23 protein-coding genes are annotated in these 20,289 nt (G+C 46.2%); 11 read left to right on the top strand and 12 right to left on the bottom strand.

Annotated elements, in window-relative coordinates; genetic code table 11:
* The first annotated feature begins 348 nt into the window (after window positions 1-348).
* Entirely contained in the window at window positions 349-984 is a 636-nt protein-coding gene (gene upp, locus QUB70_RS16125; protein ID WP_332981839.1) for a uracil phosphoribosyltransferase, read from the top strand.
* 318 nt (window positions 985-1,302) lie between these two features.
* Entirely contained in the window at window positions 1,303-1,449 is a 147-nt protein-coding gene (locus QUB70_RS16120) for a hypothetical protein (RefSeq protein ID WP_332981836.1), read from the top strand.
* A 303-nt stretch (window positions 1,450-1,752) separates the two neighbouring features.
* Here QUB70_RS16120 and QUB70_RS16115 read toward each other — a convergent pair whose 3' ends face one another.
* Together QUB70_RS16115 and QUB70_RS16110 are read right to left on the bottom strand one after the other, a co-directional pair.
* Window positions 1,753-3,660, bottom strand: a complete 1,908-nt coding sequence (locus QUB70_RS16115) for a hypothetical protein (RefSeq protein ID WP_332981834.1) — start codon at window positions 3,658-3,660, stop codon at window positions 1,753-1,755.
* Between the two features lie 37 nt (window positions 3,661-3,697).
* Complete coding sequence (locus QUB70_RS16110; RefSeq protein ID WP_332981848.1) at window positions 3,698-4,942, bottom strand: glycosyltransferase family 4 protein; 1,245 nt, start codon at window positions 4,940-4,942, stop codon at window positions 3,698-3,700.
* A 208-nt stretch (window positions 4,943-5,150) separates the two neighbouring features.
* On the opposite strand from QUB70_RS16110, the gene QUB70_RS16105 reads away from it, so the two are divergent.
* The 3 genes from QUB70_RS16105 to QUB70_RS16095 all read left to right on the top strand — a co-directional run bounded on the left by QUB70_RS16105 (window position 5,151) and on the right by QUB70_RS16095 (window position 7,170).
* A complete protein-coding gene (locus tag QUB70_RS16105; RefSeq protein ID WP_332981847.1) occupies window positions 5,151-5,621 on the top strand; it encodes a tetratricopeptide repeat protein in 471 nt (156 codons plus the stop codon).
* Window positions 5,622-5,763: 142 nt separating this feature from the next.
* Entirely contained in the window at window positions 5,764-6,723 is a 960-nt protein-coding gene (locus QUB70_RS16100; RefSeq protein WP_332981832.1) for a glycosyltransferase family 2 protein, read from the top strand.
* A gap of 180 nt (window positions 6,724-6,903) precedes the next feature.
* Window positions 6,904-7,170, top strand: a complete 267-nt coding sequence (locus tag QUB70_RS16095) for a hypothetical protein (protein ID WP_332981831.1) — start codon at window positions 6,904-6,906, stop codon at window positions 7,168-7,170.
* A 36-nt stretch (window positions 7,171-7,206) separates the two neighbouring features.
* Here QUB70_RS16095 and QUB70_RS16090 read toward each other — a convergent pair whose 3' ends face one another.
* From QUB70_RS16090 to QUB70_RS16075, 4 genes are read right to left on the bottom strand one after another with little or no spacing between them, the layout of a single operon-like run.
* On the bottom strand, window positions 7,207-7,710 hold the full coding sequence (locus QUB70_RS16090; protein WP_332981829.1) for a DinB family protein: 504 nt from the start codon (window positions 7,708-7,710) through the stop codon (window positions 7,207-7,209).
* A 53-nt stretch (window positions 7,711-7,763) separates the two neighbouring features.
* The gene (locus QUB70_RS16085) at window positions 7,764-8,045 is read right to left on the bottom strand and encodes a putative quinol monooxygenase (RefSeq protein WP_332981828.1); all 282 of its coding nucleotides are present in this window, start codon (window positions 8,043-8,045) and stop codon (window positions 7,764-7,766) included.
* Between the two features lie 35 nt (window positions 8,046-8,080).
* Window positions 8,081-8,365: a hypothetical protein gene (locus QUB70_RS16080; protein ID WP_332981826.1), complete on the bottom strand. Its 285-nt coding sequence runs from the start codon at window positions 8,363-8,365 to the stop codon at window positions 8,081-8,083.
* Window positions 8,355-8,645, bottom strand: coding sequence for a BrnT family toxin (locus QUB70_RS16075; protein ID WP_332981825.1), 291 nt, complete (start codon window positions 8,643-8,645; stop codon window positions 8,355-8,357). Before QUB70_RS16075 ends, QUB70_RS16080 begins: the two co-directional genes overlap by 11 nt.
* A 179-nt stretch (window positions 8,646-8,824) precedes the next feature.
* Between QUB70_RS16075 and QUB70_RS16070 the strand changes: the two genes are divergently transcribed.
* Window positions 8,825-9,511, top strand: a complete 687-nt coding sequence (locus QUB70_RS16070) for a diacylglycerol/polyprenol kinase family protein (RefSeq protein ID WP_332981824.1) — start codon at window positions 8,825-8,827, stop codon at window positions 9,509-9,511.
* 581 nt (window positions 9,512-10,092) lie between these two features.
* On the opposite strand, the gene groL is transcribed toward QUB70_RS16070, so the two are convergent.
* Together groL and QUB70_RS16060 are read right to left on the bottom strand one after the other, a co-directional pair.
* A complete protein-coding gene (gene groL, locus QUB70_RS16065) occupies window positions 10,093-11,784 on the bottom strand; it encodes a chaperonin GroEL (RefSeq protein ID WP_332981822.1) in 1,692 nt (563 codons plus the stop codon).
* Between the two features lie 460 nt (window positions 11,785-12,244).
* Window positions 12,245-12,454 (bottom strand): hypothetical protein, encoded by a 210-nt coding sequence (locus QUB70_RS16060; protein ID WP_332981820.1) that lies wholly within the window; start codon window positions 12,452-12,454, stop codon window positions 12,245-12,247.
* Here QUB70_RS16060 and QUB70_RS16055 point away from each other — a divergent pair.
* Window positions 12,431-14,179 carry an ABC transporter ATP-binding protein gene (locus tag QUB70_RS16055; protein WP_332981819.1) on the top strand — a complete coding sequence of 583 codons (1,749 nt, stop codon included), beginning with the start codon at window positions 12,431-12,433 and terminating at the stop codon, window positions 14,177-14,179. The genes QUB70_RS16060 and QUB70_RS16055 overlap by 24 nt on opposite strands.
* Window positions 14,180-14,227: 48 nt before the next feature.
* Here the strand turns inward: QUB70_RS16055 and QUB70_RS16050 are convergent, their stop codons facing one another.
* The 3 genes from QUB70_RS16050 to QUB70_RS16040 form a co-directional block, all read right to left on the bottom strand.
* Window positions 14,228-15,784: a cation:proton antiporter gene (locus QUB70_RS16050; protein ID WP_332981817.1), complete on the bottom strand. Its 1,557-nt coding sequence runs from the start codon at window positions 15,782-15,784 to the stop codon at window positions 14,228-14,230.
* A gap of 19 nt (window positions 15,785-15,803) precedes the next feature.
* Entirely contained in the window at window positions 15,804-16,739 is a 936-nt protein-coding gene (locus tag QUB70_RS16045; protein WP_332981815.1) for a DUF389 domain-containing protein, read from the bottom strand.
* Window positions 16,740-16,986: 247 nt separating this feature from the next.
* Window positions 16,987-17,205 carry a hypothetical protein gene (locus QUB70_RS16040; RefSeq protein ID WP_332981813.1) on the bottom strand — a complete coding sequence of 73 codons (219 nt, stop codon included), beginning with the start codon at window positions 17,203-17,205 and terminating at the stop codon, window positions 16,987-16,989.
* 31 nt (window positions 17,206-17,236) lie between these two features.
* On the opposite strand from QUB70_RS16040, the gene QUB70_RS16035 reads away from it, so the two are divergent.
* The 4 genes from QUB70_RS16035 (at window position 17,237) to QUB70_RS16020 (ending at window position 18,461) form a co-directional block, all read left to right on the top strand.
* Entirely contained in the window at window positions 17,237-17,647 is a 411-nt protein-coding gene (locus tag QUB70_RS16035; RefSeq protein WP_332981812.1) for an MAPEG family protein, read from the top strand.
* A 90-nt stretch (window positions 17,648-17,737) separates the two neighbouring features.
* The gene (locus QUB70_RS16030) at window positions 17,738-17,920 is read left to right on the top strand and encodes a hypothetical protein (protein ID WP_332981810.1); all 183 of its coding nucleotides are present in this window, start codon (window positions 17,738-17,740) and stop codon (window positions 17,918-17,920) included.
* On the top strand, window positions 17,889-18,251 hold the full coding sequence (locus tag QUB70_RS16025; protein WP_332981808.1) for a hypothetical protein: 363 nt from the start codon (window positions 17,889-17,891) through the stop codon (window positions 18,249-18,251). The genes QUB70_RS16030 and QUB70_RS16025 overlap by 32 nt, the downstream gene beginning before the upstream one ends.
* Before the next feature lie 36 nt (window positions 18,252-18,287).
* Window positions 18,288-18,461, top strand: coding sequence for a hypothetical protein (locus QUB70_RS16020; RefSeq protein WP_332981806.1), 174 nt, complete (start codon window positions 18,288-18,290; stop codon window positions 18,459-18,461).
* A gap of 138 nt (window positions 18,462-18,599) precedes the next feature.
* Here the strand turns inward: QUB70_RS16020 and murD are convergent, their stop codons facing one another.
* Complete coding sequence (murD, locus tag QUB70_RS16015) at window positions 18,600-19,946, bottom strand: UDP-N-acetylmuramoyl-L-alanine--D-glutamate ligase (RefSeq protein ID WP_332981805.1); 1,347 nt, start codon at window positions 19,944-19,946, stop codon at window positions 18,600-18,602.
* Window positions 19,947-20,289: the final 343 nt, after the last annotated feature.

The following is a 20,289-nucleotide window of genomic DNA, read 5'->3' as shown; positions in this document are numbered from 1 at the left end:
CAGATTTGTTCAATTGGTTCTGGTGCCGTGGAATCAGCAATCAAACAGATTGGTCGTCGTATCAAAATTTCTGGCGCACAATGGAATGAGCAAAATGTCCCGCAAGTTTTGGCTCATCGAGTAGCTTACTTAAATGGAATGATTGGTGTCAATCTCAAAGCAGCAGCTTAAATTATCATCAGTATTTATACTGATTGCATAACTGTTATGCTCCCAACAAGATAGGGCTGACGCACCCTACAATACTATTTTAAATGCGTAACAGCTTACCTCACACTACACTCCCAACAAGCTGCTTAGTGGCAAGTGCGATATTTGACGTGATAAGCAAATTAATTATTCAAAAAAATGAGTGCTAAAGTTACTGTCATCGACCATCCTTTGATACAGCACAAGTTAACTCTAATGCGGCAAACTCAAACGAGTACGGCAAAATTTCGCCAACTGCTGAAAGAGATTGGGCTGCTGCTAGCTTATGAAGTGACGCGAGATTTGCCCCTAAAATACGAACAAATAGAAACGCCGATCGCAAAAATGAATGCACCGATGCTGGCGGCAGAAAAGAACATGGTCATTGTTTCGATTATGCGGGCCGGTCAGGGACTGTTAGATAGTATTTTAGAACTGATTCCGTCGGCGAGGGTAGGACATATTGGTTTGTACCGCGATCCGACAACTCGGATGGCGATCGAATATTATTTCAAAGTTCCACAGGATATCGAAGAGCGAGATGTTTTAATTGTCGATCCGATGCTGGCTACGGGTAATTCAGCAGTGGCGGCAGTGGATAGGCTCAAAGAAGTTAATCCGAAGTCTATTAAGTTTTTGTGTTTGCTGGCGGCACCGGAGGGAGTGGGGCACTTTCACGAACAGCACCCTGACGTGCAGATTTATACGGCTGCTGTTGACGAAGGTTTGGACGAGCACGGCTATATTGTACCCGGACTGGGAGATGCGGGCGATCGGCTTTACGGCACTATGTGAATTCAATAAATGATTTTCGGCTGTATATGCCAATACATTCATTGAAAAATAAGTTTACTAACATAAGTAGCGGTTTCATAGTGCCATACAATGTAAATTGTAAGATTTTAATGTCACGAAAAGCCTATATATACCAATGGTTGCAGGATTTTATTACATTAAATTCGTAAATTGCATGATCTCAATGTATTTACTGCATTTTATGGTTGAATTCTATGCCTTTAGTGTAATTAATCGCAGCAATTAGTTCATAGAATAGATGTATGATGCTAACCGTTTGCGATCGACTACTAACAATTTTTGGATGAGGAAAAAAGAATGGAGACTACAGCACAGAAAGAAGCCCCAAATCAGCCTGTTGAGGAAGTAAAAATTAACAATATCAACAGTTTGGAGTTTGAGCTTTGGGCTAAAGCGGTGAAACGGCAGATGATTGCAGCACTCTCCAAAAAGGGCGCGATTTGACATCTCTGGTTTTTTTGCGTGCAAGTTCTGTTAATTTAATTAACAAAATTTTTGTCTGCATTGTTGTCCGAGAGCTATAAGTGGGGAGGGAAGAGTTTTGAGATTGCGCCTCTTTTCGGAGTTGCGGGAGGGGCAAAAGAAAGGATTTTCCTTTTTCCTAGTTTTGGCGCACTGGTGGCCGGAAACCGGGTTTTTTTACGAAAATACTTCTGTTGCAATCGGCAGAAACGGTAAAAAAACCCGGTTTCTTTGTCTCAAAAGTGCGTGCGGGACTGTTCCCTGTGCCCAATGCTTTCTGCCAGATCACGATCGCTTGTCAACCGCTGCCAGCAACCGCAGACTTCCGTCTTGAACCTGCACTGCTTTCACTGTTCCCACAGCGACTCTTTGTTGACCGTTAGCCATCGCTACCTCAATCTTAATCTTGGGGTCGGCCTGCAATCCCAGCCGCCCCCACAGCCACTTGACTTGAGTAGCAGGAAAAGAGCGCACTTCTACATCTGAAAAGGGCGAATTCACCCAGCGGCTGCCGTCGTAAAAACTCGCTACCTGCACCTGATACCAAACTTGTTGTCCGGTCAATTTTAACTCGTTTTTCGCGGAGGGTTCCAGCCACTCAGCGGGATTGATAGTGCTAATTAAAGTAGCAGAACCCATAATTTGACTTTTGTGGTCTTCTAAACTTTCAGCCTGAGAAACTGCTTCCTCAAGTTTGTTGACCAAATTCCGAATTCGACTTCTTGTTTCGCTGTCAGTATCTGATTGCTGGTCGAGCCAATTCATCGCCTCGCGAGTTCCGTCTTGAGACGCTACAATCAGCGCGCCCCAAGCCTTGACATCGGCGTCAGCGGCATTCACTCTCAAGGCGGCGTCTACGCGGTTCCAGATCCGCCCGCTGTCATTTTTGAGGGTTGTGGCTATTTCGTTAGTGTTGCTCGGATCGGCTTCAAATACTTGCAAAGCTTCGCTCCAGCGGCCGTCGATCAATTCTGCGAGAACTTGTTGACCGGGACTGGCCCAAGATGCGATCGCCTGAGCCCGAGTAATTTTAGCGTGAAATTCGATCGTTTCTAGCTGAGCTTGCGCGACTGCGGGCCAATTTTTGCCGGCTTTCCCCTTAGCAATACGCATGACATTTAATGCTGGAGACCACAGCCCGCTTTTTGCCAGTCGCAGCCCATTTTTGTAAGTCTCGTCATTGAAGGCAAATTCTTCTAAAGAAATCGCCGTTAACTGAACTGGGTTCGGCAAAAATTTGCGCGGGCCAATTTGATAAAGGGTAAATTGCGGCTCTAAACCAACTGTTTGGTCGATCGCCAACTGCGGGTTTGGCCCCTTAACAATTTGCTGCCAATTCGGCGGTTGTCCAGCCGCACTCGCCCATTCCAACAGTGGCATTAAATGATTTTGGCTGGGGTTGTAGCGAACGACTTGTCCGTAGGGAATTTTCTTGTCGCCCCGCTTTAGTTGACCGCTGACATTAAACCAAATGCCCGAGGCGGGGGGCTTGCCGTCAAACCGGCGCAATTCTGTTAGGGGTAGGGACTGATTGGAGGCTTGATTGTCAGATGTAGAGTCAGCTAAAGAAGCAATGACAAAAGATTCCGCAGGGCCTTCTAGATTCACAGAACTTGCTAACTGAAAATAGTGCTCTTGCTCGGAATCGCGATCGGGAAGCTGTACCCGCTTGTACACCCGAAGTTCGACAATTTGACGGCAAGGATTTTTGCAAACAGTAGAAGCATTAACAGTCCTTTCCACCATCACCGGCAAGAGCAAATCGGAAATAGAATTATCGACGGGAAGCGACAGGGGTTCTCCGGTTACGAATCCCAATTTGCGGACGCTGGCTTTGATTTGATCCAGAGTTTGAATCGAATCTCTGCTACCTGTAGGCAGGCGCGACCATCCAGGCACAAACTGAGAGATCAACTTGTTGCCGTTGGGATCGACAATTAGCTGGTAACTCAGCCAAGCGCCGCCTCCCATCAAAGCGGAACAGCCGCACAAGACGCTGAGGGCTGTCAAATTAGCTACCAGTCTTTTCCAGGGATATCTGGCGGGAGTTGGGGAAGCAGGTATGGGAAGCTGGGAGTCTTGAAGTTTTTTGGGGCGTCGGGTTTGGCGGCGGCGTCTTGTCGGAGGAGGAGCAATTTTGGGATTTTCTGGGGGTTTGGCTCGATTTTTTGAGGGGTTAATTTTGTGTTCCATCGTGGCATTTTAGAATTTAGATTTTAGAATTTAGAATTTAAAATTGCAAGAGCCGATCGTACTGCCGACCTATGATATCCCAAGTGTATTGGCTTTCAACGAGCGATCGCGCGCTCTGGGAGAGATCCTGTCTTAGCTGCTGATTTTCAAACAAACTGGCGATCGCCTCAACATACTCCTGAACTTTGTTCGCCCGCAAGGCCCTTCTGGGTTGTGGGCCGCCACCGACGGCTAAACCCTCCAAACCTCGATCGCTGGCAACCAAAGGGGTTCCCGCAGCCATCGCCTCCAAAGTTTTATTTTTAATTCCAAAACCAATCCGCATCGGCACCACACAAACAGCAGCTTGATGCAAATATTCTGCCACCCTTTGCACCCGACCTACTACTTGAATTCCCGGGAGTTTCCCCAAGGCGAGCACTTCCGGGACTGGCGAAGCCCCGACTAGGGTTAGGGTGGCATCCCGATAGCGCTGCTGCAAAGGCGGCAGTATTTGCAAACTGAGAAACCGCGCCGCGTCAATATTGGGCAAATTGTTCATTGCGCCTGCAAAAATTAAGGTGTGTCCTCCCGGATCGATCGACCGGTACGGAAATTGAGTTAAATCCACGCCGTTAGGAATTACATCAATGGGAGGTACAAAAAAATCTTGTTTTCCTCGCACTCGAACCGGAGGCGACAGCAATTCTAGAAGTTGCTCTCTGTCTGTGGATGTTGTCGCGACAATGCGGGAAAATTTGGAACAGTAGCGTTTTTCGTAGCGGGCGAGTAGCGGTAAATTTAGTCGATCGCGCAGTGGTTTTTCCGAGGTACCGGTTGCTAACATTTCCCTGCAAGTTCCCCAAACGGAACTGTGAATGTTTGCCACTGTCAGCAGTTTTTGCCGCCATTCTGGACGCACGTAAATCTCATTAACGCTGTGTTCGCAGGTGACAGCATCGCATTTGCCTGCTGTTACCAATTCGTCTGCCCAATTCTGCATTTCTTGGGAGTAGCTTGAGAGTACGTTGGGAGGCGTTCCCGATTGCAAAAATCGACTGAAACGCCGGATTTTTCCGGTAATCCCTGTTGAAACAATCCCAGGAGTCTCGAAAACTGCCAATTCTGTAACTTGCCCTCGTAATGTGTCGATTTGTGCGTCGGTGATATCGGGCGATCGCACTGTACCGAGAATTACCTCATGCCGCTGGCTCAAGTATTGCAATAAATTAAACGTCCTTACCTGAGTTCCTCCGCGGCTGGGCGGATAGGGAAAAGTCGAGGAAAGCATCAAAATCTTCATGGGGTGTGGGATAAACTGAGATGTTGCACCATTCTCAATTACTTGTTTAGGAACAGGCTTTTCGGCCTGTTCCACAAGAAGAAAATTCACTCTTTGTGGAACAGGCATCTTGCCTGTTCTTGAGAATGGTGCAAGATGTGGGATAAATAAAGTTGCCGCTTGCGGGATAAAATTGATTAATAAAACGTTTTTAACCATCCTCGCACCTATGGACGAATTATCTGTTAATGCGCTGCTCGAAGACTTGAAAAAGTCCGACGAAAGGGTGCGCGATCGGGCAACTACAGAACTCTGGCGTACTTGGTTTAACCAGAAGGGTGACTGTGGGATGCAAATTCTCAGGCGATCGCAAGTTTCGCTGGAGGCAGGCGATGTTCGCCACGCTTTGGATTTGCTGACGAAACTGATTGCGGAAGCGCCGGATTTTGCTGAAGCTTGGAACCGGCGCGCCGTACTTCACTATACTCAAGGCAATTATAAAAAGTCGATCGACGACTGCGAAATTGTCCTCAAACTGAACCCGGTGCATTTTGGGGCGCTGCACGGTCTGGGTTTGTGCTACGCTGCCCTGGGAGAATACAGAAGTGCTATTCGAGCTTTTCGCCGGGCTTTGGAAATTCAACCTTTTGCTTTGGTGAATCAAAAGTTAATTCTCGAATGTACGGCTCGTTTGAGTTAAAATACATTGGGAATTGGGCATTGGGCATTGGGCATTGGACATTGGCCAAACAGGTCATAGGGCATTGGGAATTGGTGGTTCTTTTCTCTGGACTGAATTGCAAAATTTTTCGAGGATTTCAAATCTAAAATAGTATAAATTTGTGCCGAAAATTAGCGTTTGCATTCCTACTTACAATCGAGTGCATTTGTTGGCAAGTGCGATCGCCAGCGTGCTAGATCAAACTTATACAGATTTTGAATTAATTGTCTGCGATGACGGTTCGACTGACAGCACTCCGCTGTTGATGTCGGAATTTGTCGATCGCCCGATTCGCTACATTCGCCACCCGCAGAATATCGGCAAGAGTAATAATATGCGATCGGGCTTTGCGGCGGCAAGGGGCGAATATTTTATCAAGTTTGACGATGACGATCGCCTGAGCGCGCAATTTTTAGAGCGGACATCTGCTATTTTAGATAAAGACCCCAGCATTGATTTTGTCAGTACCGATCACTGGGTCATTGATGTTAAAAATAATATTGATCAAAACCAGACGAAACTCAATTCGCAGCGGTGGGGCCGCACCGAGTTGTCGGCTGGAATAATTGAAGATTTACTTGCTACAGTTTTTCTGAGACAAAGTTTGCAAATAGGCGCAACTTTGTTTCGCAGCCGCGCGCTGGAATCAGTCGGATTTCTGCGGCCAAATTGGCAAAATTGCGAAGATAACGATTTGTTTGTGAGACTTGCGATTGCGGGCAAAAAGTGCTATTACTTGCCGGAGCTGTTGATGGAGTATCGATTTCACGCAGGACAGCAAGGATGCGATCGGGCAATTCCGTATTTGAGCGATAAATTGCGCTATTTGACCAGTTACGAGTTTGATTCCGAGAAGTTGGAAACAGTCAGGATCGAGAGAATTGCAGAAACTCAATTAGCGCTAGGTTTGCGACTGATTGAGGTGGGTGAAACTGAAAAAGGGCGGCAGATGGTGCGGGCTGGGAAGTCGGTTTCTGAGGCGAAAATGTGGGCGGGTTTGGGATTGTCGCTGCTGCCGGTAAAGTGGCGGGGGAGGGCTTTTTCGGCTGTGCGGAAGTTGGTGAATAGTGCTGAATTCTGAACTTTAATATCAAGTTTGGTTCAACTGAGATATTGCACCATTCTCACGAACAGGCATCTTGCCTGTTCCACAAAATCTCATAAATTTGAAGTTTACTTAATTAAAATATTCGGTGTTTAATTATGTTATGATGTTGATACACTAAAGCTAAGGTCTGTAGTTTGAATAGGAGAAATCGCTATGCAGATACCAGAAAATCCAAGCAATGATGAGATCGCAGAAGCATTAATTCAGCTCAGGGAAGAACTAGGTAAGGTCAGGGAAGAGCTAGGTCAAAAAGTCGATCGCCTAGAATACAAGTTCGACGCATATCAGAAAGGAACTGATGGTATGGTGAGGATGGCTACAACTATTATTATTGCTACTGCTTCCGTCGTTGTCTTGTCTAGCCTTAGTCCCGCAGTAACAGCCATAGTGACAGCATTGTCAGCCGGAAACGGACACTAATAATTAAGCATCAAATGCCTTGATATTATCTTGACGTTATACAGAGGCGACGGGTAGCCACGGAATATCTGTAACCCCTGGATCGTAGCCAAGTTGTTTGAGAAGTGTAGTAATTTGCCCTCTATGGTGAGTTTGATGATTGAACATATGTGTCACCAGAACCCAAGTCGGTAACACGCGGCATTTACCGTCTACATTGCTTGTGTACTCAAAGGGTTGACTCAACCAGTCAGAATTAAGGTGTCTAGACCATTCTATAATTTGCCGATCCATTGTCTCCCGTTCGGCTCTCAAAGCCTCAAATTCAGCATACAGTTCTTGCCCGATAACGGTAACAGAAAATGGGTGAAGAGTGAAACGACCCATCCATGCTTTGTCACCATACAGTAAGTGATTCAAAGTGCCATGAATAGACTTGAAAAATGCACCCATATCCTGTTTGCGCTGTTCATCAGGAATTGCAGAGCAGACAGAATATATTTTTTGATTCATCCAGCAATTGTACTCAGCCATTAGCTGGTAGTAGCTACCGTCGTACATACTCAAAACTTAACCACATAGTTTGAACAACTTACATTATACAAATAGGTCTTTCACAAGACTCCTGACTCTAATTGGTCTAGATAAATAAACTCAGGAGCTTTAACTCCGGCTTCTTCTCTAATTTTAACCAGTCTAGGCGACTCAAAAAACGCCCTAGCATCTGCGATTGATGTCCACGCGGAGAAATGAACGATTTTGTTGGGTTCATTGTCATACTTCAAGACCTGATAGGAGCGCTCGCCAGCTTCTTTTCGGATGGTTGCAGCACGATCGAATACCTTTTTCCAAGCTGCATAATTTTCGACTTCATGAATAATTAAGACGTACTGCATAGCAATCAAACCTATTTTTCTGTGATTTTAAATATTCATTGCTGAGTGACTTCGCTGAGTGCTTCATTAATGACTGCTTCACTCACACCGTGACGCTTCAAACTGGCAATCAATGCAGAAACTGTATCACCTTCAAGACGCTCCAAATCCGATCGCAATCCTTGTCCAATATAAGCACGTACCAACGGCTGATAACCAGAAAAACCCAGCAATGGTGCTACTCGTTTCAAATCTTCGATCACATCTTCGGGCATCCGAATGGTGATACTTGTCATGGGACGATTTTTATCTAACCGCTTTTTCAATGCCTCAATTTTCATAGTATTCGCGTTCCTTGCGTGTAGCTTTACGTGCCGAAATTATCCGAATGATGTCGTTTTCACGCTCAATGTAGACGACATACAAAAGATTCCAACGTCTGTCCAAACCAATGACAGCATCTCGCTCTTCATCGTTGCGGCTGGCATCAACCACCACTAGAAGGGGATCGAAGAATGCTTCTGCTGCTTGCTTAAATGTTACGCCGTCATGATTTCTGGGATTGATCCGAGCTTTCTCGTCATTCCAAACGAAGGCTACACCATTGAGTACGAAATACACATCCATACCTGATAGTGTAACCAATATGTATTTACATTGTCAATACGTTGTCCGGTGAATCGACTTAAAAAAGCACCAATTTTTGCTCCCTGAATTGCGATCGCCCTCTCCGGCATAAATCGATCGCCTTTCCACTAAAGTGGTAAACATTGCCCGATCGAAGTTTTTCCTAAATTATCGTGTCTATATTTTCTGAAATTCCGACTGTGTGGTTGCAAATTTCCCTCGTGGGAGCCTGGTTGGGCTTGATTTTACTGGTAGCTGAGGGCTTAAATCGCTTTACTTCTGTCGATGCTGAGGTATCGCGGAAGGTGGTTCACATCGGTACTGGGAACGTGATTTTGCTGGCTTGGTGGCTGGAAATACCCGGTTGGGTGGGGATTTCGGCGGGAATTTTAGCAGGTGCGATCGCCCTAATTTCCTACCAAGTTCCGATTTTACCCAGTCTCAACAGCATCAACCGGAAGAGTTTGGGGACTTTTTTCTATGCTGTTAGTATCAGCATTCTCGTAGCTTGGTTTTGGCCGCTGCAACGTCAGGAATACGCTGCTTTGGGCATTTTAGTGATGACTTGGGGCGACGGATTGGCTGCTGTCATCGGCCAAAAATACGGCAAACATATTTATCGAGTTTGGGGAATGCAGAAGAGTTGGGAAGGTTCTGCAACTATGTATTTGGTGAGTTTTGCTGTTAGCAGTTTGATTTTGCTGGCGGTTCAAGGCAATATTTGGCAAACTTGGGCGGTGTCTGCCGTTGTGGCTTTGGTTGCTGCTAGTTTAGAATCGGTTTCTAAGTGGGGAATTGACAATTTGACTGTGCCGATCGGCAGTGCTGCGATCGCCTTTTTCCTGAATCAGTTTTTGTAATGGCTAATTAGTAAGCTGTTACGCATTTAAAATAGTATTGTAGGGTGCGTCAGCCCTATCTTGTTTCCCTTGCTTAGTAAGTGTTCTAGCTGACGCACCCTACAGGCCTTGTTAGTGGTTTAAATGTCGAACAGCTTAATTGGTAATTGACAATACTCCGGACAGTTTTGGAGACAGAGGCTGAAACCCTCATTCTACCGTTAGCATTTGACCTCACTGAGAAGGCTGAAACTCGCATTCTGCCGTTAGTGATGGAAAACTGTCCGGACTATTGAATTGAGAATATAAGACCTCTTGCAAAAGTCCTTTTAATAAAATTTTGGAACGGGCAAGATGCCCGTTCCACAAGAAAAAATGTTTTTTGTGGAACGGGCATCTTGCCCGTCCTAGTTATTTTTGAAAGAGGTCTAATAGCGTCAGGTGCGCAGTGCGCACCCTACAGACGCTACAGACGGCTTTTTTGTCTCAAAAGCCAGCAGTCACCAGGCAGTTTTTAGCTGCAAACTCATCATTCATCACTGATGACTGATGACTGATGACTAATGACTGATGACTAATGACTAATGACTGATGACTGATGACTACATCATGCCCATGCCGCCCATGCCGCCCATGCCGCCCATGCCGCCCATGCCGCCCATGCCGCCCATGCCGCCCATGCCGCCCATGTCGCCCATGTCGCCGCCGGCTTTTTTCTTCTCGGGTTTTTCGACAATCACAGCTTCAGTAGTCAACACCATACCAGCAATGGAACCGGCATTTTGCAAAGCCGATCGCACCACCTTAGCCGGGTCAATAATCCCGGCGGCAATCATGTCTTCGTACACGTCGGTGAGAGCGTTGTAGCCGATGTTCAACTCGCTCCCCCGCACTCGCTCGATCGCGATCGAACCTTCAACACCCGCATTATCAGCGATTTGACGCAAAGGTGCTTCTAAAGCTTTAGCAACCAAGTCAGCGCCAACTTGTTCTTCAGCATCTAAAGTATTTCTAATCGCCTCTATCTTGGTAATCAGGTGAATTAGCGTCGTGCCGCCTCCGGGAACGATACCTTCTTCCACAGCAGCTTTAGTGGCGTTCAAAGCGTCTTCAATGCGCAGTTTGCGGTCTTTGAGTTCGGTTTCGGTAGCCGCGCCTACTTTAATTACAGCGATACCGCCGGCGAGTTTGGCAATGCGTTCGGTCAATTTTTCCTTGTCGTAGTCGGAATCCGTCGCTTCTAGCTGCTTGCGGATTTGCTCGATCCGTTTTTGCACGTCAGCTTTGTGTTCCTCGCCAGCGACAATGATGGTGTTTTCTTTGTCGATCGTAATTTTGCGGGCGGTACCGAGCATTTCTAGAGTTGCGGTATCGATGCTGAGTCCGACTTCTTCGGAAATCAATTGACCGCCGGTGAGAACGGCGATATCTTGAAGCATAGCTTTGCGCCGATCGCCAAATCCGGGAGATTTGGTTGCTGCGATGTTCAATACGCCGCGGGCTTTGTTGACTACCAGAGTTGCCAAAGCTTCGCCTTCAATATCTTCGGCGATAATTAGCAGCGGTTGACCCGTGCGGGCGATTTTTTCGAGAACTGGAATTAGTTCTTGAATCGAGCTAATTTTTTTGTCGGTAATCAGGATGCGAGCGTTTTCGTACTCAACTTCCATGCGCTCGCCGTTGGTGACGAAATACGGAGAAAGATATCCGCGATCGTACTGCATCCCTTCGACAACTTCCAATTCTGTTGTCAGAGATTTCGACTCTTCAACAGTAATTACGCCGTCTTTCGTAACTTTTTCCATTGCTTGAGCAATCATGGCGCCGACTTCTTCGTCGTTACCGGCGGAGACAGTGGCGACCTGAGCAATGGCGCTTCCTTCGACGGGTTTCGCCAATTTTGCGATTTCCAGTACCAAATGGGCGATCGTTTTTTCAATACCCCGGCGCAGCGCGACTGGATTTGCGCCTGCTGCGACATTCTTCAAACCTTCGCGAATCAGCGATTGAGCTATCACAGTTGCGGTTGTAGTGCCGTCGCCTGCGATATCTTTAGTTTTGGAGGCGACTTCTTGAATTAAGCGAGCGCCGGCATTTTCCAGGGGGTCTTCGAGTTCGATTTCCCTAGCAACGGTGATGCCGTCGTTAACGATTTGGGGAGCGCCATATTTTTTTTCCAATAGGACGTTCCGGCCTTTCGGGCCCAAGGTAATGCGAACTGCATCGGCGAGTTGATTGACGCCGCGTTCTAGTGCCCGCCGAGATTTGTCGCTAAATGCAACTATTTTGGTCATGTTTGTCTCCTTTGGCTTACATAGCAAATTTAGCACTCTCTGAGTCTGAGTGCTAAGCCGATCGATTTTTGATTGTAGCGCACCCCAGCGGTGCGGGGGGTTGCGGGGGCGGATTGGAGATTTGGGCCCAGGAGTGCGGGCGGCTAAGGACACGACAGTGCCGTGTGGCCACAGCGGGTAGGGGCACGGCACTGCCGTCTCCTCACAGATATCCTGTCCCGCAGATATAATGTGGTTTGTGACATCTCGATCGGGTTTTGGCTCGGCCCCAAACCCAACTTTTATGGCGCGTCATCCCCAAGCAGAATTTTTATTCAAAATTTCTTAACTTGTGTTTTCGGTCATCTACCTTTCGATAGAGCTTCTATGCTTTTTTCAAACTTCTACCTTCTATAGCAACCGCCAAGACTATTAGGACGTTCTTAATTGCTGAAAACCTTGGGGAAGACTCCTTCTTCCTTCAGCATCCATCCGTTAAATCCGTTACAAAATCCGCTGCCGAACCTTCTTCCTTCTTCCTTCTGACTTCTTCCTTCTGACTTCTGACTTCTGACTTCTGACTTCTGACTTCTGACTTCTGACTTCTGACTTCTTCCTTCTGACTTCTTCCTTCTTCCTTCTTCCTCCTTCCTCCTTCCTTCTTCCTATGGCTCGTTATTCTCGACTGCAAAAACTCGGCTCTTATATGCGCCCGCACTGGAAGCCAACATTCTGGGGCATTTTTTCGCTATTAGTTGTCAATGCTGTGGGAGTTTACATTCCCCTGCTGATTCGGAATTCAGTTGACACTCTCCAAATTGCGACTAAATTTGACCAAGTTTTCAACTACGTCGCACTAATTCTGATTCTCGCCTCAATTATGTGGGTAATTCGGATGGTGTCGCGGATTTTGCTGTTTGGCGTGGGGCGTCAAGTCGAATTTGACCTCAAACAGCAAATATTTAATCATTTGTTAACATTAGAACCGTCTTATTTTGCTGCCAATACGGTAGGGGATTTAATTAACCGCGCTACTTCCGATTTGGACAATATTCGCCGCTTGGTGGGGTTTGCGGTGCTGAGTTTGGCGAATACAGCCTTTGCTTATGCTTTGAGTTTGCCGGTGATGCTGGGGATTAATGTACGGTTGACGCTGTTGGCGATCGCAGTTTATCCTTTCATGCTAGTTTTGGTGCAGTTATTTAGCGACAAACTTCGCATCCAACAGTTAGCCGTGCAAGAGGAACTGTCAGCGATGAGCGATTTAATTCAGGAAGATATGAGCGGGATTTCTGTAATTAAAATCTACGCTCAAGAAGAAAACGAACGCCGAGCTTTTCGCAATTCCAACGCACAGTTGCTATCAGCAAACTTGGAATTAGCAAAAACTAGAAACTTTATTTTTCCCCTGCTGGGCGGTTTGGCAAGCATCAGTTTGTTGGTGCTGCTTTCGGCCGGGGGCGGGGCAATTGCTAAGGGCGAAATTAGCATTGGCGATTTTGTGGCTTTGCTGATTTATGTCGAGCGTTTGGTGTTTCCGACGGCGCTGTTGGGTTTCACAATTACTGCTTACCAGCGGGGAGAAGTGAGTGTCGATCGCATCGAATCAATTCTGACTGTTGAACCGCAAATTAAGGATGCTGCCGGTGCAGTTGAACTGCCAACTCCAGTCAAAGGCGAAATTGCGGCTCGCCATCTAAATTTTACTTATCCGGGTGCTAAGACACCCGCACTTAAAGATGTTAATTTTACCATAAAACCGGGAGAAACTGTCGCAATTGTTGGGGCGATCGGCTCGGGAAAATCAACTTTAGCTAATGCGCTACCGCGACTGCTGGACATTGATGCAGGTGAATTATTTGTAGACGGATTAGATATTACTCAAGTACAATTGAAGGAATTGCGCGGGGCGATCGCCTACGTTCCCCAAGAAAGCTTTCTGTTCGGCACTAGCATCAAAAATAACATCCGCTACGGCAATCCTTTAGCGGAACAGCCGGAGATTGAAGCGGCGGCAAAACAAGCCCAAATTCACCCAGAAATCCTCAACTTTCCGCAGCAGTACAAAACTGTTGTCGGCGAGCGCGGAATTACTTTATCTGGCGGACAGCGGCAGCGGACGGCACTTGCTCGCGCTTTGTTAGTTGATGCTCCAGTGCTGATTTTAGATGATGCTCTTTCCAGCGTTGACAATCAAACTGCTACGGATATTTTGCATAATTTGGCAACGGGAACCGATCGCAAAACGGTAATTTTTATCTCGCACCAAATGTCGGCGGCGGCTAGTGCCGATCGCATTTTTGTGATGGAGAAGGGAGAAATAGTTCAGAGCGGAACTCACGCAGAATTGGTAGGGCAAACAGGGCTTTATCAGTATTTGTGGAACCAGCAAAAATTAGAGGAATTGCTGCACTGAACCTTGGCGATCGTGTCAAACTGTTTTGCAGTCATGACTTGAGTTATTTCAAGCTTTTAAAATTTCTGGCAACACAGAAGCAGGCAGCTCATTCAATTGACCCGATCGCACAAATTCAGCATAAGTATCAGCCTCTATTGCCTGCAAATCCCCTTCGAGTTTGTCGATCGTCATCTGCCGCAGTTCAGGAGAGCGATCGTACATTTGATTGATTTCTGCTTGCAGCAAGTTTAATTTTTCTTGAAGCTGACTCGCGAGATGATTGGAAAACTCAGGCTCGATTTTACGATCGCCCGATACTTCAAATAGATGCTTGAGAACCCGGTTGAGAGCAACACGTTGGGCGATCGCCTCCAGATACTCCTGGCGCAACTCCTGGTTGCTCAACAACCCCAATTTTTCCAGCAGCGCCTTGGTGGTTAAACCTTGTACTAGCAGCGTAAATAAAACTACCCCAAACACGATCGCAATAATTTTTGGTCGATCGGGCAGAACATGGGGTACGCTCAAAGCTAAAGCAATCGAGACAGAACCCCGCAATCCTCCCCACCAAATTACAGTTCGATCGGGCAATGAAATTTCAGAGTTTCCCAACCTATTACTCAACCATCCTAAACCAAAAATAGCGATCGCTCGCGTCACAAACATCGCCACTACAGTTATGCCAATCACTCCTAAATTCGTTCCCAAATCAGCAAACCTCATCTGATCGCCAATCAGCAGGAACATGATCGAATTTACAAAAAACGCCAAAAAATTCCAAAATTGTGTTACCGCAAGTCTGGTACTGGGTTGCATACCAATCTGAGAGCCAAAATTGCCAAATATCAAGCCCATCGTCACCACCCCAATCACCCCTGAACCGCCCAATTCCTCCACAATTATATAAGTGCCGTAGGCTGAAACTAAGGTTAACGATTGCTCCACCAAAGGTAAATCAAATGGTTGAGTCAGATAAGAAACTCCAAAACCAATTAAACTGCCGACAACAACCCCAATTCCCACAAAAGCTAAGAAACGCGCTATCAGAATTGGGATGCTAACTTCATCATTCCCTAGAGAGAATCCCACCAAAAAACTAAAGGCAACAATAGCAATGCCATCATTAAATAAACTCTCTCCCTCCACCAGTAACGCTAAGCGTTTTTCAACTCCCAATTCCCGGAACAATGCAATTACTGAAACAGGATCGGTAGCAGATATACTAGCTCCTACCAACAGAGCGATCGCTAAAGAAACTCCCGCTATTTGGTTGAGAGCAAAAGCCACGCCAGCAACAGAAATAACAACACCCAAAACCGCATAAAGAGCGATCGGCACTAAATCCCGCTTGAGTTTAGGCCATTCCAGATTCCAAGCAGCTTCAAACAACAGAGGCGGCAAAAAAATCAACAGAATCAGTTTCGGTGAAAGCGTCACCAGCCGCACATCTATAAAAGCCAAACCCAACCCGACAATTACTAACAGCAGCGTGTAGGGAATTTTGCTCAGCCAGCCAAAGATTTGCGGCAGCGTTGCCACAGTTAAGGAAACCGCTAGCACTAAGAGAAATTGCTTTATATTGCCCTCGATCGTCACTTCGTGAATTAGAGTTTCTGGGGTCATACAATTAGGGATAAAATAGTTAAAATTTCGGTTTCGATCGGGACTTATTCAGGGTTGAGCGCCGCACTTCTTCAACTTGGCTGACTTGAAAAATTAGGGTGAATTTTTGACCCATTTCTTTTGCGACAAATTCTTCTAAAAGCTGCACTTGTTTCGCTGTCAAAGCTTCGCTGCTGCGAACAATCATACGCACTTCCGGCGGTTTAGCCAACCAGTTAGTATCAGTTTTAATCAGTTCCACCCGTTGAAAAGTGATAGTTCGGTTAAGCAACGCCCGCTTCAGACTGGCTTCGAGTTGCGATTGCTCGATCAATTCCGCAAAACTCACTCCCAGAGGAATCACAAGTATAGCCGTCAATGCTACAGTCCAAAAGAGGGCTTTACGGGCGCGATGCAGGGGGGTGTAGCCGGCAATTAAAGAGGTTAGCATACAGGAGAGAGTAATTCCCAGCAAATTAGTGAGATACAGGAGGCTTGCTCCCAGACTGAGCGACCAATTAGCTTGAGATAAGCCTAAACCTATAACACAAATTGGCGGCATGAGAGCCACGGCGATCGCAGTTCCCGCCAGAGTACCAGAAACTTTGGGCTGAACTTTGGCATAGCCGCCAATTCCCCCAGCGGCGATCGCAATTCCTAAGTCTAGTAATGTAGGTTTAGAACGAGCTAGAACTTCGCTCCCAAAGTCGGGAATTTGAACCAAAGTGCCCAATAAACTAGCTAAACAAATTGCTACCACCGTCCCCACTGCTAATGCAACTAAACCTTTGCGGAAGAGGAGAACGTTACCTTCTACCGCTCCAAATGCTAACCCTCGGATTGGCAACATCAGAGGGGCGACGATCATAGCACCGATGATGACGGCCGCACTGTTGGCAAGCAGTCCAAAGGTAGCGATTATACAGGAGCCGAGAATTAAGACAAGATAGTCAATATCTAGGGTTGATTCTTCCAACAAGTCAACTCGTATTTGCTTTAAATGCTGTGGATCAATGCTGCTCCTGGTGAAATATTTAAGACGGTCTCGAATATTTTTGAACAAAATAATCTCCTTAAGTCGGGGGCTTGTATCCGTATGCAGGTGCGGTGAGTCGATTTTAGATTTTAGATTTTAGATTTACTCCACAAATTTTAGATTTTAGATTCTAGATTCTAGATTTTAGATTTACTCTACAGATGAATCTAGGAGCTTGAACTAGGGTCTAAAATTTGGGGCTGCTCGCGACAAGAGTCGGGGGCTTGTATCCCTGTGCAGGTGAAGTCAAAAGAATCAAAATCCCAGCCAGCAAGTTTTCGAGGATGTCCCGGAACTCTAAAGCAATTGCCGCGCCACTAATACCCAGCAGTTGCATCAAATCCCCTGCCTTGAATGACAAGATCGCGATGAATAACGCGATCGGCAATAATTGATTTATAATCAAGATATCTACTCCAACCCAATAATACCGAATCATGCTCGCAGAAGCAAACGCGACACTTTGGCCTAGCCTAATTACTGTTTCAGCATTAATTCTCTACTTCGTTGTTACCATCAACGTCGGCAGAGCTAGATTCAAATACAAAGTTTCTCCCCCGCAGATGACAGGAAACCCAGACTTTGAGCGAGTGGTGCGAGTTCAGCAAAATACCTTAGAGCAAATGATTCTATTTTTGCCCTCGCTGTGGCTCTTCTCGCAATTTATCAGCCCAACTTGGGGCGCTGCTATCGGTGCTGTTTGGATAATTGGACGCATTTTGTTTGCTTGGGGTTACTATCAAGCTGCTGAAAAAAGAGCGGCAGGATTTGGCATTAGTACCTTAGCTACTTTAGCTTTGCTTGGTGGTTCCTTGATTGGCATAATTATGTCGCTGCTGAAGATTTGAGCGTAGCTTGCGATCGACATAATTGTTTTTCTACTCGTTTCCCGGCTCTGCCTGGGAACCAGTTAAATGTAATAAATGTTAGGAGTGAATATGTCAGAAACCAACAAACCCGTATTTGAAATTAACCCGAAACTTTTTCAGCAGCTTGTCGAGTGGCAAGAAAAACTTGAACGAGAAGATGAATTAGCAAGCGAGTCAGAAAACGAGAAACCAACTGAGGTAAAAACTCCTCCCGACAGTGATGAACAGCATTCTCAAACAGATAATTCCTAGCTGGTGGCTAGCAGCATCTTTTGTATTTCCGGCTGCTGTCTCGGCTCAATCGCTCACACCCAGCCAAATTCAGCAAGTCAATAGCGGTTTGTTTCGTTCTAACTCTCAAGATTTCTTTCAGCAAGGAAATCGCCAACTGGAAAGGGAAATCGCAACTTTGCTGCAAAAAAATGTCGCTTCTGAAGGTGAGATTCTGGAGATTGATGAACCAGGGCGCTCTCAGCTTTGCAGCCAAGAATTGAAAATATCTTCGCGCAATTTTGATACAATAAGTGCTGCTCAGATTGCTGATTTTAAGGCAAAGTTAACAGATAGTTGCAGGCAAAATTAAAATAAAAGTGAGGTAAAAATCCAAGTTTTAGTGTTGATGGATAAAGAAGGAATGACAAAATTGAAACTAGCCATGCTGGAAGCGGAAACTGCCGCTCAATTGGCGGCGATCATTATTGATTACACTCATGAGGAAATGATGCTAGTTTTTTATGAGCTAGAATGGGAAGAGCAGGCTAGAATTAAGGATATTTGGAAGACTGTTTGTTAAAGTAGAGTGGCCCAAATCAGAGGTTTGAATTTTTAACCGCAGATGTAAGCCGATAGACGCAGATGAACGCAGATTTAATTTTTTTAGTGTTCGCTGTGTATAACAATCTTAATTTCTACACAGCGAACAATGACATATCTAAACTAGGGATTCGAGGCATAATTGGCGGAAATGATCGCCTCGTTGCTCGAAGTTTTGGTATTGATCGAAGCTAGCACAGGCTGGGGAAAGCAGCACTACTTTTGCGTTGTTCTGTTTCCCTAATTCTGCTGCTCGCGGGATTGCTTTTTCCATTGTTTCGACTATTTCCCAAGCGTTGTAATTTGCTTGTTTGAGCCGATCGCCAAAAAGACTCGCTGCATCTCCAATTAACAGCACCGCAGCAGCTTTCGCCTTGATTGTATCAATCCATGCGCGATCGTCCCCTTCTTTGGCGTCGCCGCCCGCAATTAAAATCGCCGGTGCGCTAACAGAAGCCAACCCGACTTGGGCGGCGTCGTAATTAGTAGCTTTGCTGTCGTTGATGAAATCTATGCCTTCCCAAGTGCAGATGTGTTCGAGGCGGTGCGAAACTCCGGGGAATTTAGCGATCGCCCGGGCGATCGCACTTTTATCTATCCCCGCCAAATTAGCCGCAGCCACCGCCATTAACAAATTCTGCAAATTGTGTTCTCCCACCATTCGCAAAGACTCAGCAGGCAAAATTTTCTCGCTTTGAGCGATTACCCAACCGTTTTCGATGTAAGCTCCAAAAGTGCGTTTTCCCAACAAATGTTTTTCACCTTTGACACTCGTCCAACACGCATCCGGCCAAATGTCAACTCCTTGCTGCCGCAAACAATGATCGTCACCGTTAATTACTTGCAATTCGGACTTTTTCAGCAAATGCGCTTTAATGTTGTAGTAATTTTCCAAAGTTTTGTGGCGGCTGAGGTGATCCGGCGTCAAAGTCGTCAAAACTCCGATTCGCGGCGCTACAAACGGCGAGGATTCTATCTGATAGCTGCTGATTTCTGCGATTACCCAATCCGGCTGTTTTTCGGCTAAAGCTAATTCGCACGCAGCATAGCCAATATTGCCACAAGCGGGAGCGTAAAGCCCGGCCTCGGCAAAAATAGCAGCAATTAAAGCAGTAGTAGTAGTTTTGCCGTTAGTGCCGGTAATTCCCACCCAAGGAGATTTGAGATAGCGCCACGCGAGAGCCATTTCTCCGATTGTTTCAATGCCTAACTCTCTGGCGCGCACTAATGCTGGACTGTCCCAGGGAACGCCCGGACTTACTACTATTAATTCTGTAGATTCGACTGGTTCAAAAGATTTACCTAACTCCACATGAATTCCTTCGTTAGCGAATTCCTGTTGCTGTTCGAGCAAATTTGGGGAAGATGAGCGATCGCTCAGCGTTACTTCCCATCCTTCGCGTTTGAGCAGTCTGGCGGCGGCAATTCCTGATTTTCCTAGTCCAATGATATGAGCGATCGGCATAAGTTGTGTGTGTGATGGAGCGAACTTCCCTGGTTTTATAAGTTTATATCTTAACCTTTGATTAGTCATCAGTCATCAGTCATTAGTCATCAGTCATCAGTCATCAGTCATTAGTCATTAGTCAGTTACACATAATTCCTGTAGGGGCGGGTTCGCCGAAATCTCGATCGCCAATCCAACAATCTGATAAACCCGCCCCGCTCCGCCCAATTTTACATCAACATTTTACCTCGATCGCCAATCCAACAATCTGATAAACCCGCCCCGCTCCGCCCAATTTTACATCAACATTTTACCAATAAATTCACGGTACATTTGTATTTTTGGTGGGGTGCGGGCGGGT

It is taken from the genome of Microcoleus sp. A003_D6 (assembly GCF_036702825.1).
Taxonomy (GTDB): Bacteria; Cyanobacteriota; Cyanobacteriia; order Cyanobacteriales; family Microcoleaceae; genus Microcoleus.
This window is presented reverse-complemented; position numbering and strand designations above follow the sequence as displayed.

Excerpts from the sequence above, each read along its gene's own strand:
- upp (WP_332981839.1), top strand. The coding sequence starts at position 349 with ATGAGTGCTAAAGTTACTGTCATCGACCATCCTTTGATACAGCACAAG.
- QUB70_RS16120 (WP_332981836.1), top strand. The coding sequence starts at position 1,303 with ATGGAGACTACAGCACAGAAAGAAGCCCCAAATCAGCCTGTTGAGGAA.
- QUB70_RS16115 (WP_332981834.1), bottom strand. The coding sequence starts at position 3,660 with ATGGAACACAAAATTAACCCCTCAAAAAATCGAGCCAAACCCCCAGAA.
- QUB70_RS16110 (WP_332981848.1), bottom strand. The coding sequence starts at position 4,942 with ATGAAGATTTTGATGCTTTCCTCGACTTTTCCCTATCCGCCCAGCCGC.
- QUB70_RS16105 (WP_332981847.1), top strand. The coding sequence starts at position 5,151 with ATGGACGAATTATCTGTTAATGCGCTGCTCGAAGACTTGAAAAAGTCC.
- QUB70_RS16095 (WP_332981831.1), top strand. The coding sequence starts at position 6,904 with ATGCAGATACCAGAAAATCCAAGCAATGATGAGATCGCAGAAGCATTA.
- QUB70_RS16090 (WP_332981829.1), bottom strand. The coding sequence starts at position 7,710 with ATGTACGACGGTAGCTACTACCAGCTAATGGCTGAGTACAATTGCTGG.
- QUB70_RS16085 (WP_332981828.1), bottom strand. The coding sequence starts at position 8,045 with ATGCAGTACGTCTTAATTATTCATGAAGTCGAAAATTATGCAGCTTGG.
- QUB70_RS16080 (WP_332981826.1), bottom strand. The coding sequence starts at position 8,365 with ATGAAAATTGAGGCATTGAAAAAGCGGTTAGATAAAAATCGTCCCATG.
- groL (WP_332981822.1), bottom strand. The coding sequence starts at position 11,784 with ATGACCAAAATAGTTGCATTTAGCGACAAATCTCGGCGGGCACTAGAA.
- QUB70_RS16055 (WP_332981819.1), top strand. The coding sequence starts at position 12,431 with ATGGCTCGTTATTCTCGACTGCAAAAACTCGGCTCTTATATGCGCCCG.
- QUB70_RS16050 (WP_332981817.1), bottom strand. The coding sequence starts at position 15,784 with ATGACCCCAGAAACTCTAATTCACGAAGTGACGATCGAGGGCAATATA.
- QUB70_RS16035 (WP_332981812.1), top strand. The coding sequence starts at position 17,237 with ATGCTCGCAGAAGCAAACGCGACACTTTGGCCTAGCCTAATTACTGTT.
- QUB70_RS16030 (WP_332981810.1), top strand. The coding sequence starts at position 17,738 with ATGTCAGAAACCAACAAACCCGTATTTGAAATTAACCCGAAACTTTTT.
- QUB70_RS16025 (WP_332981808.1), top strand. The coding sequence starts at position 17,889 with ATGAACAGCATTCTCAAACAGATAATTCCTAGCTGGTGGCTAGCAGCA.
- QUB70_RS16020 (WP_332981806.1), top strand. The coding sequence starts at position 18,288 with ATGGATAAAGAAGGAATGACAAAATTGAAACTAGCCATGCTGGAAGCG.
- murD (WP_332981805.1), bottom strand. The coding sequence starts at position 19,946 with ATGCCGATCGCTCATATCATTGGACTAGGAAAATCAGGAATTGCCGCC.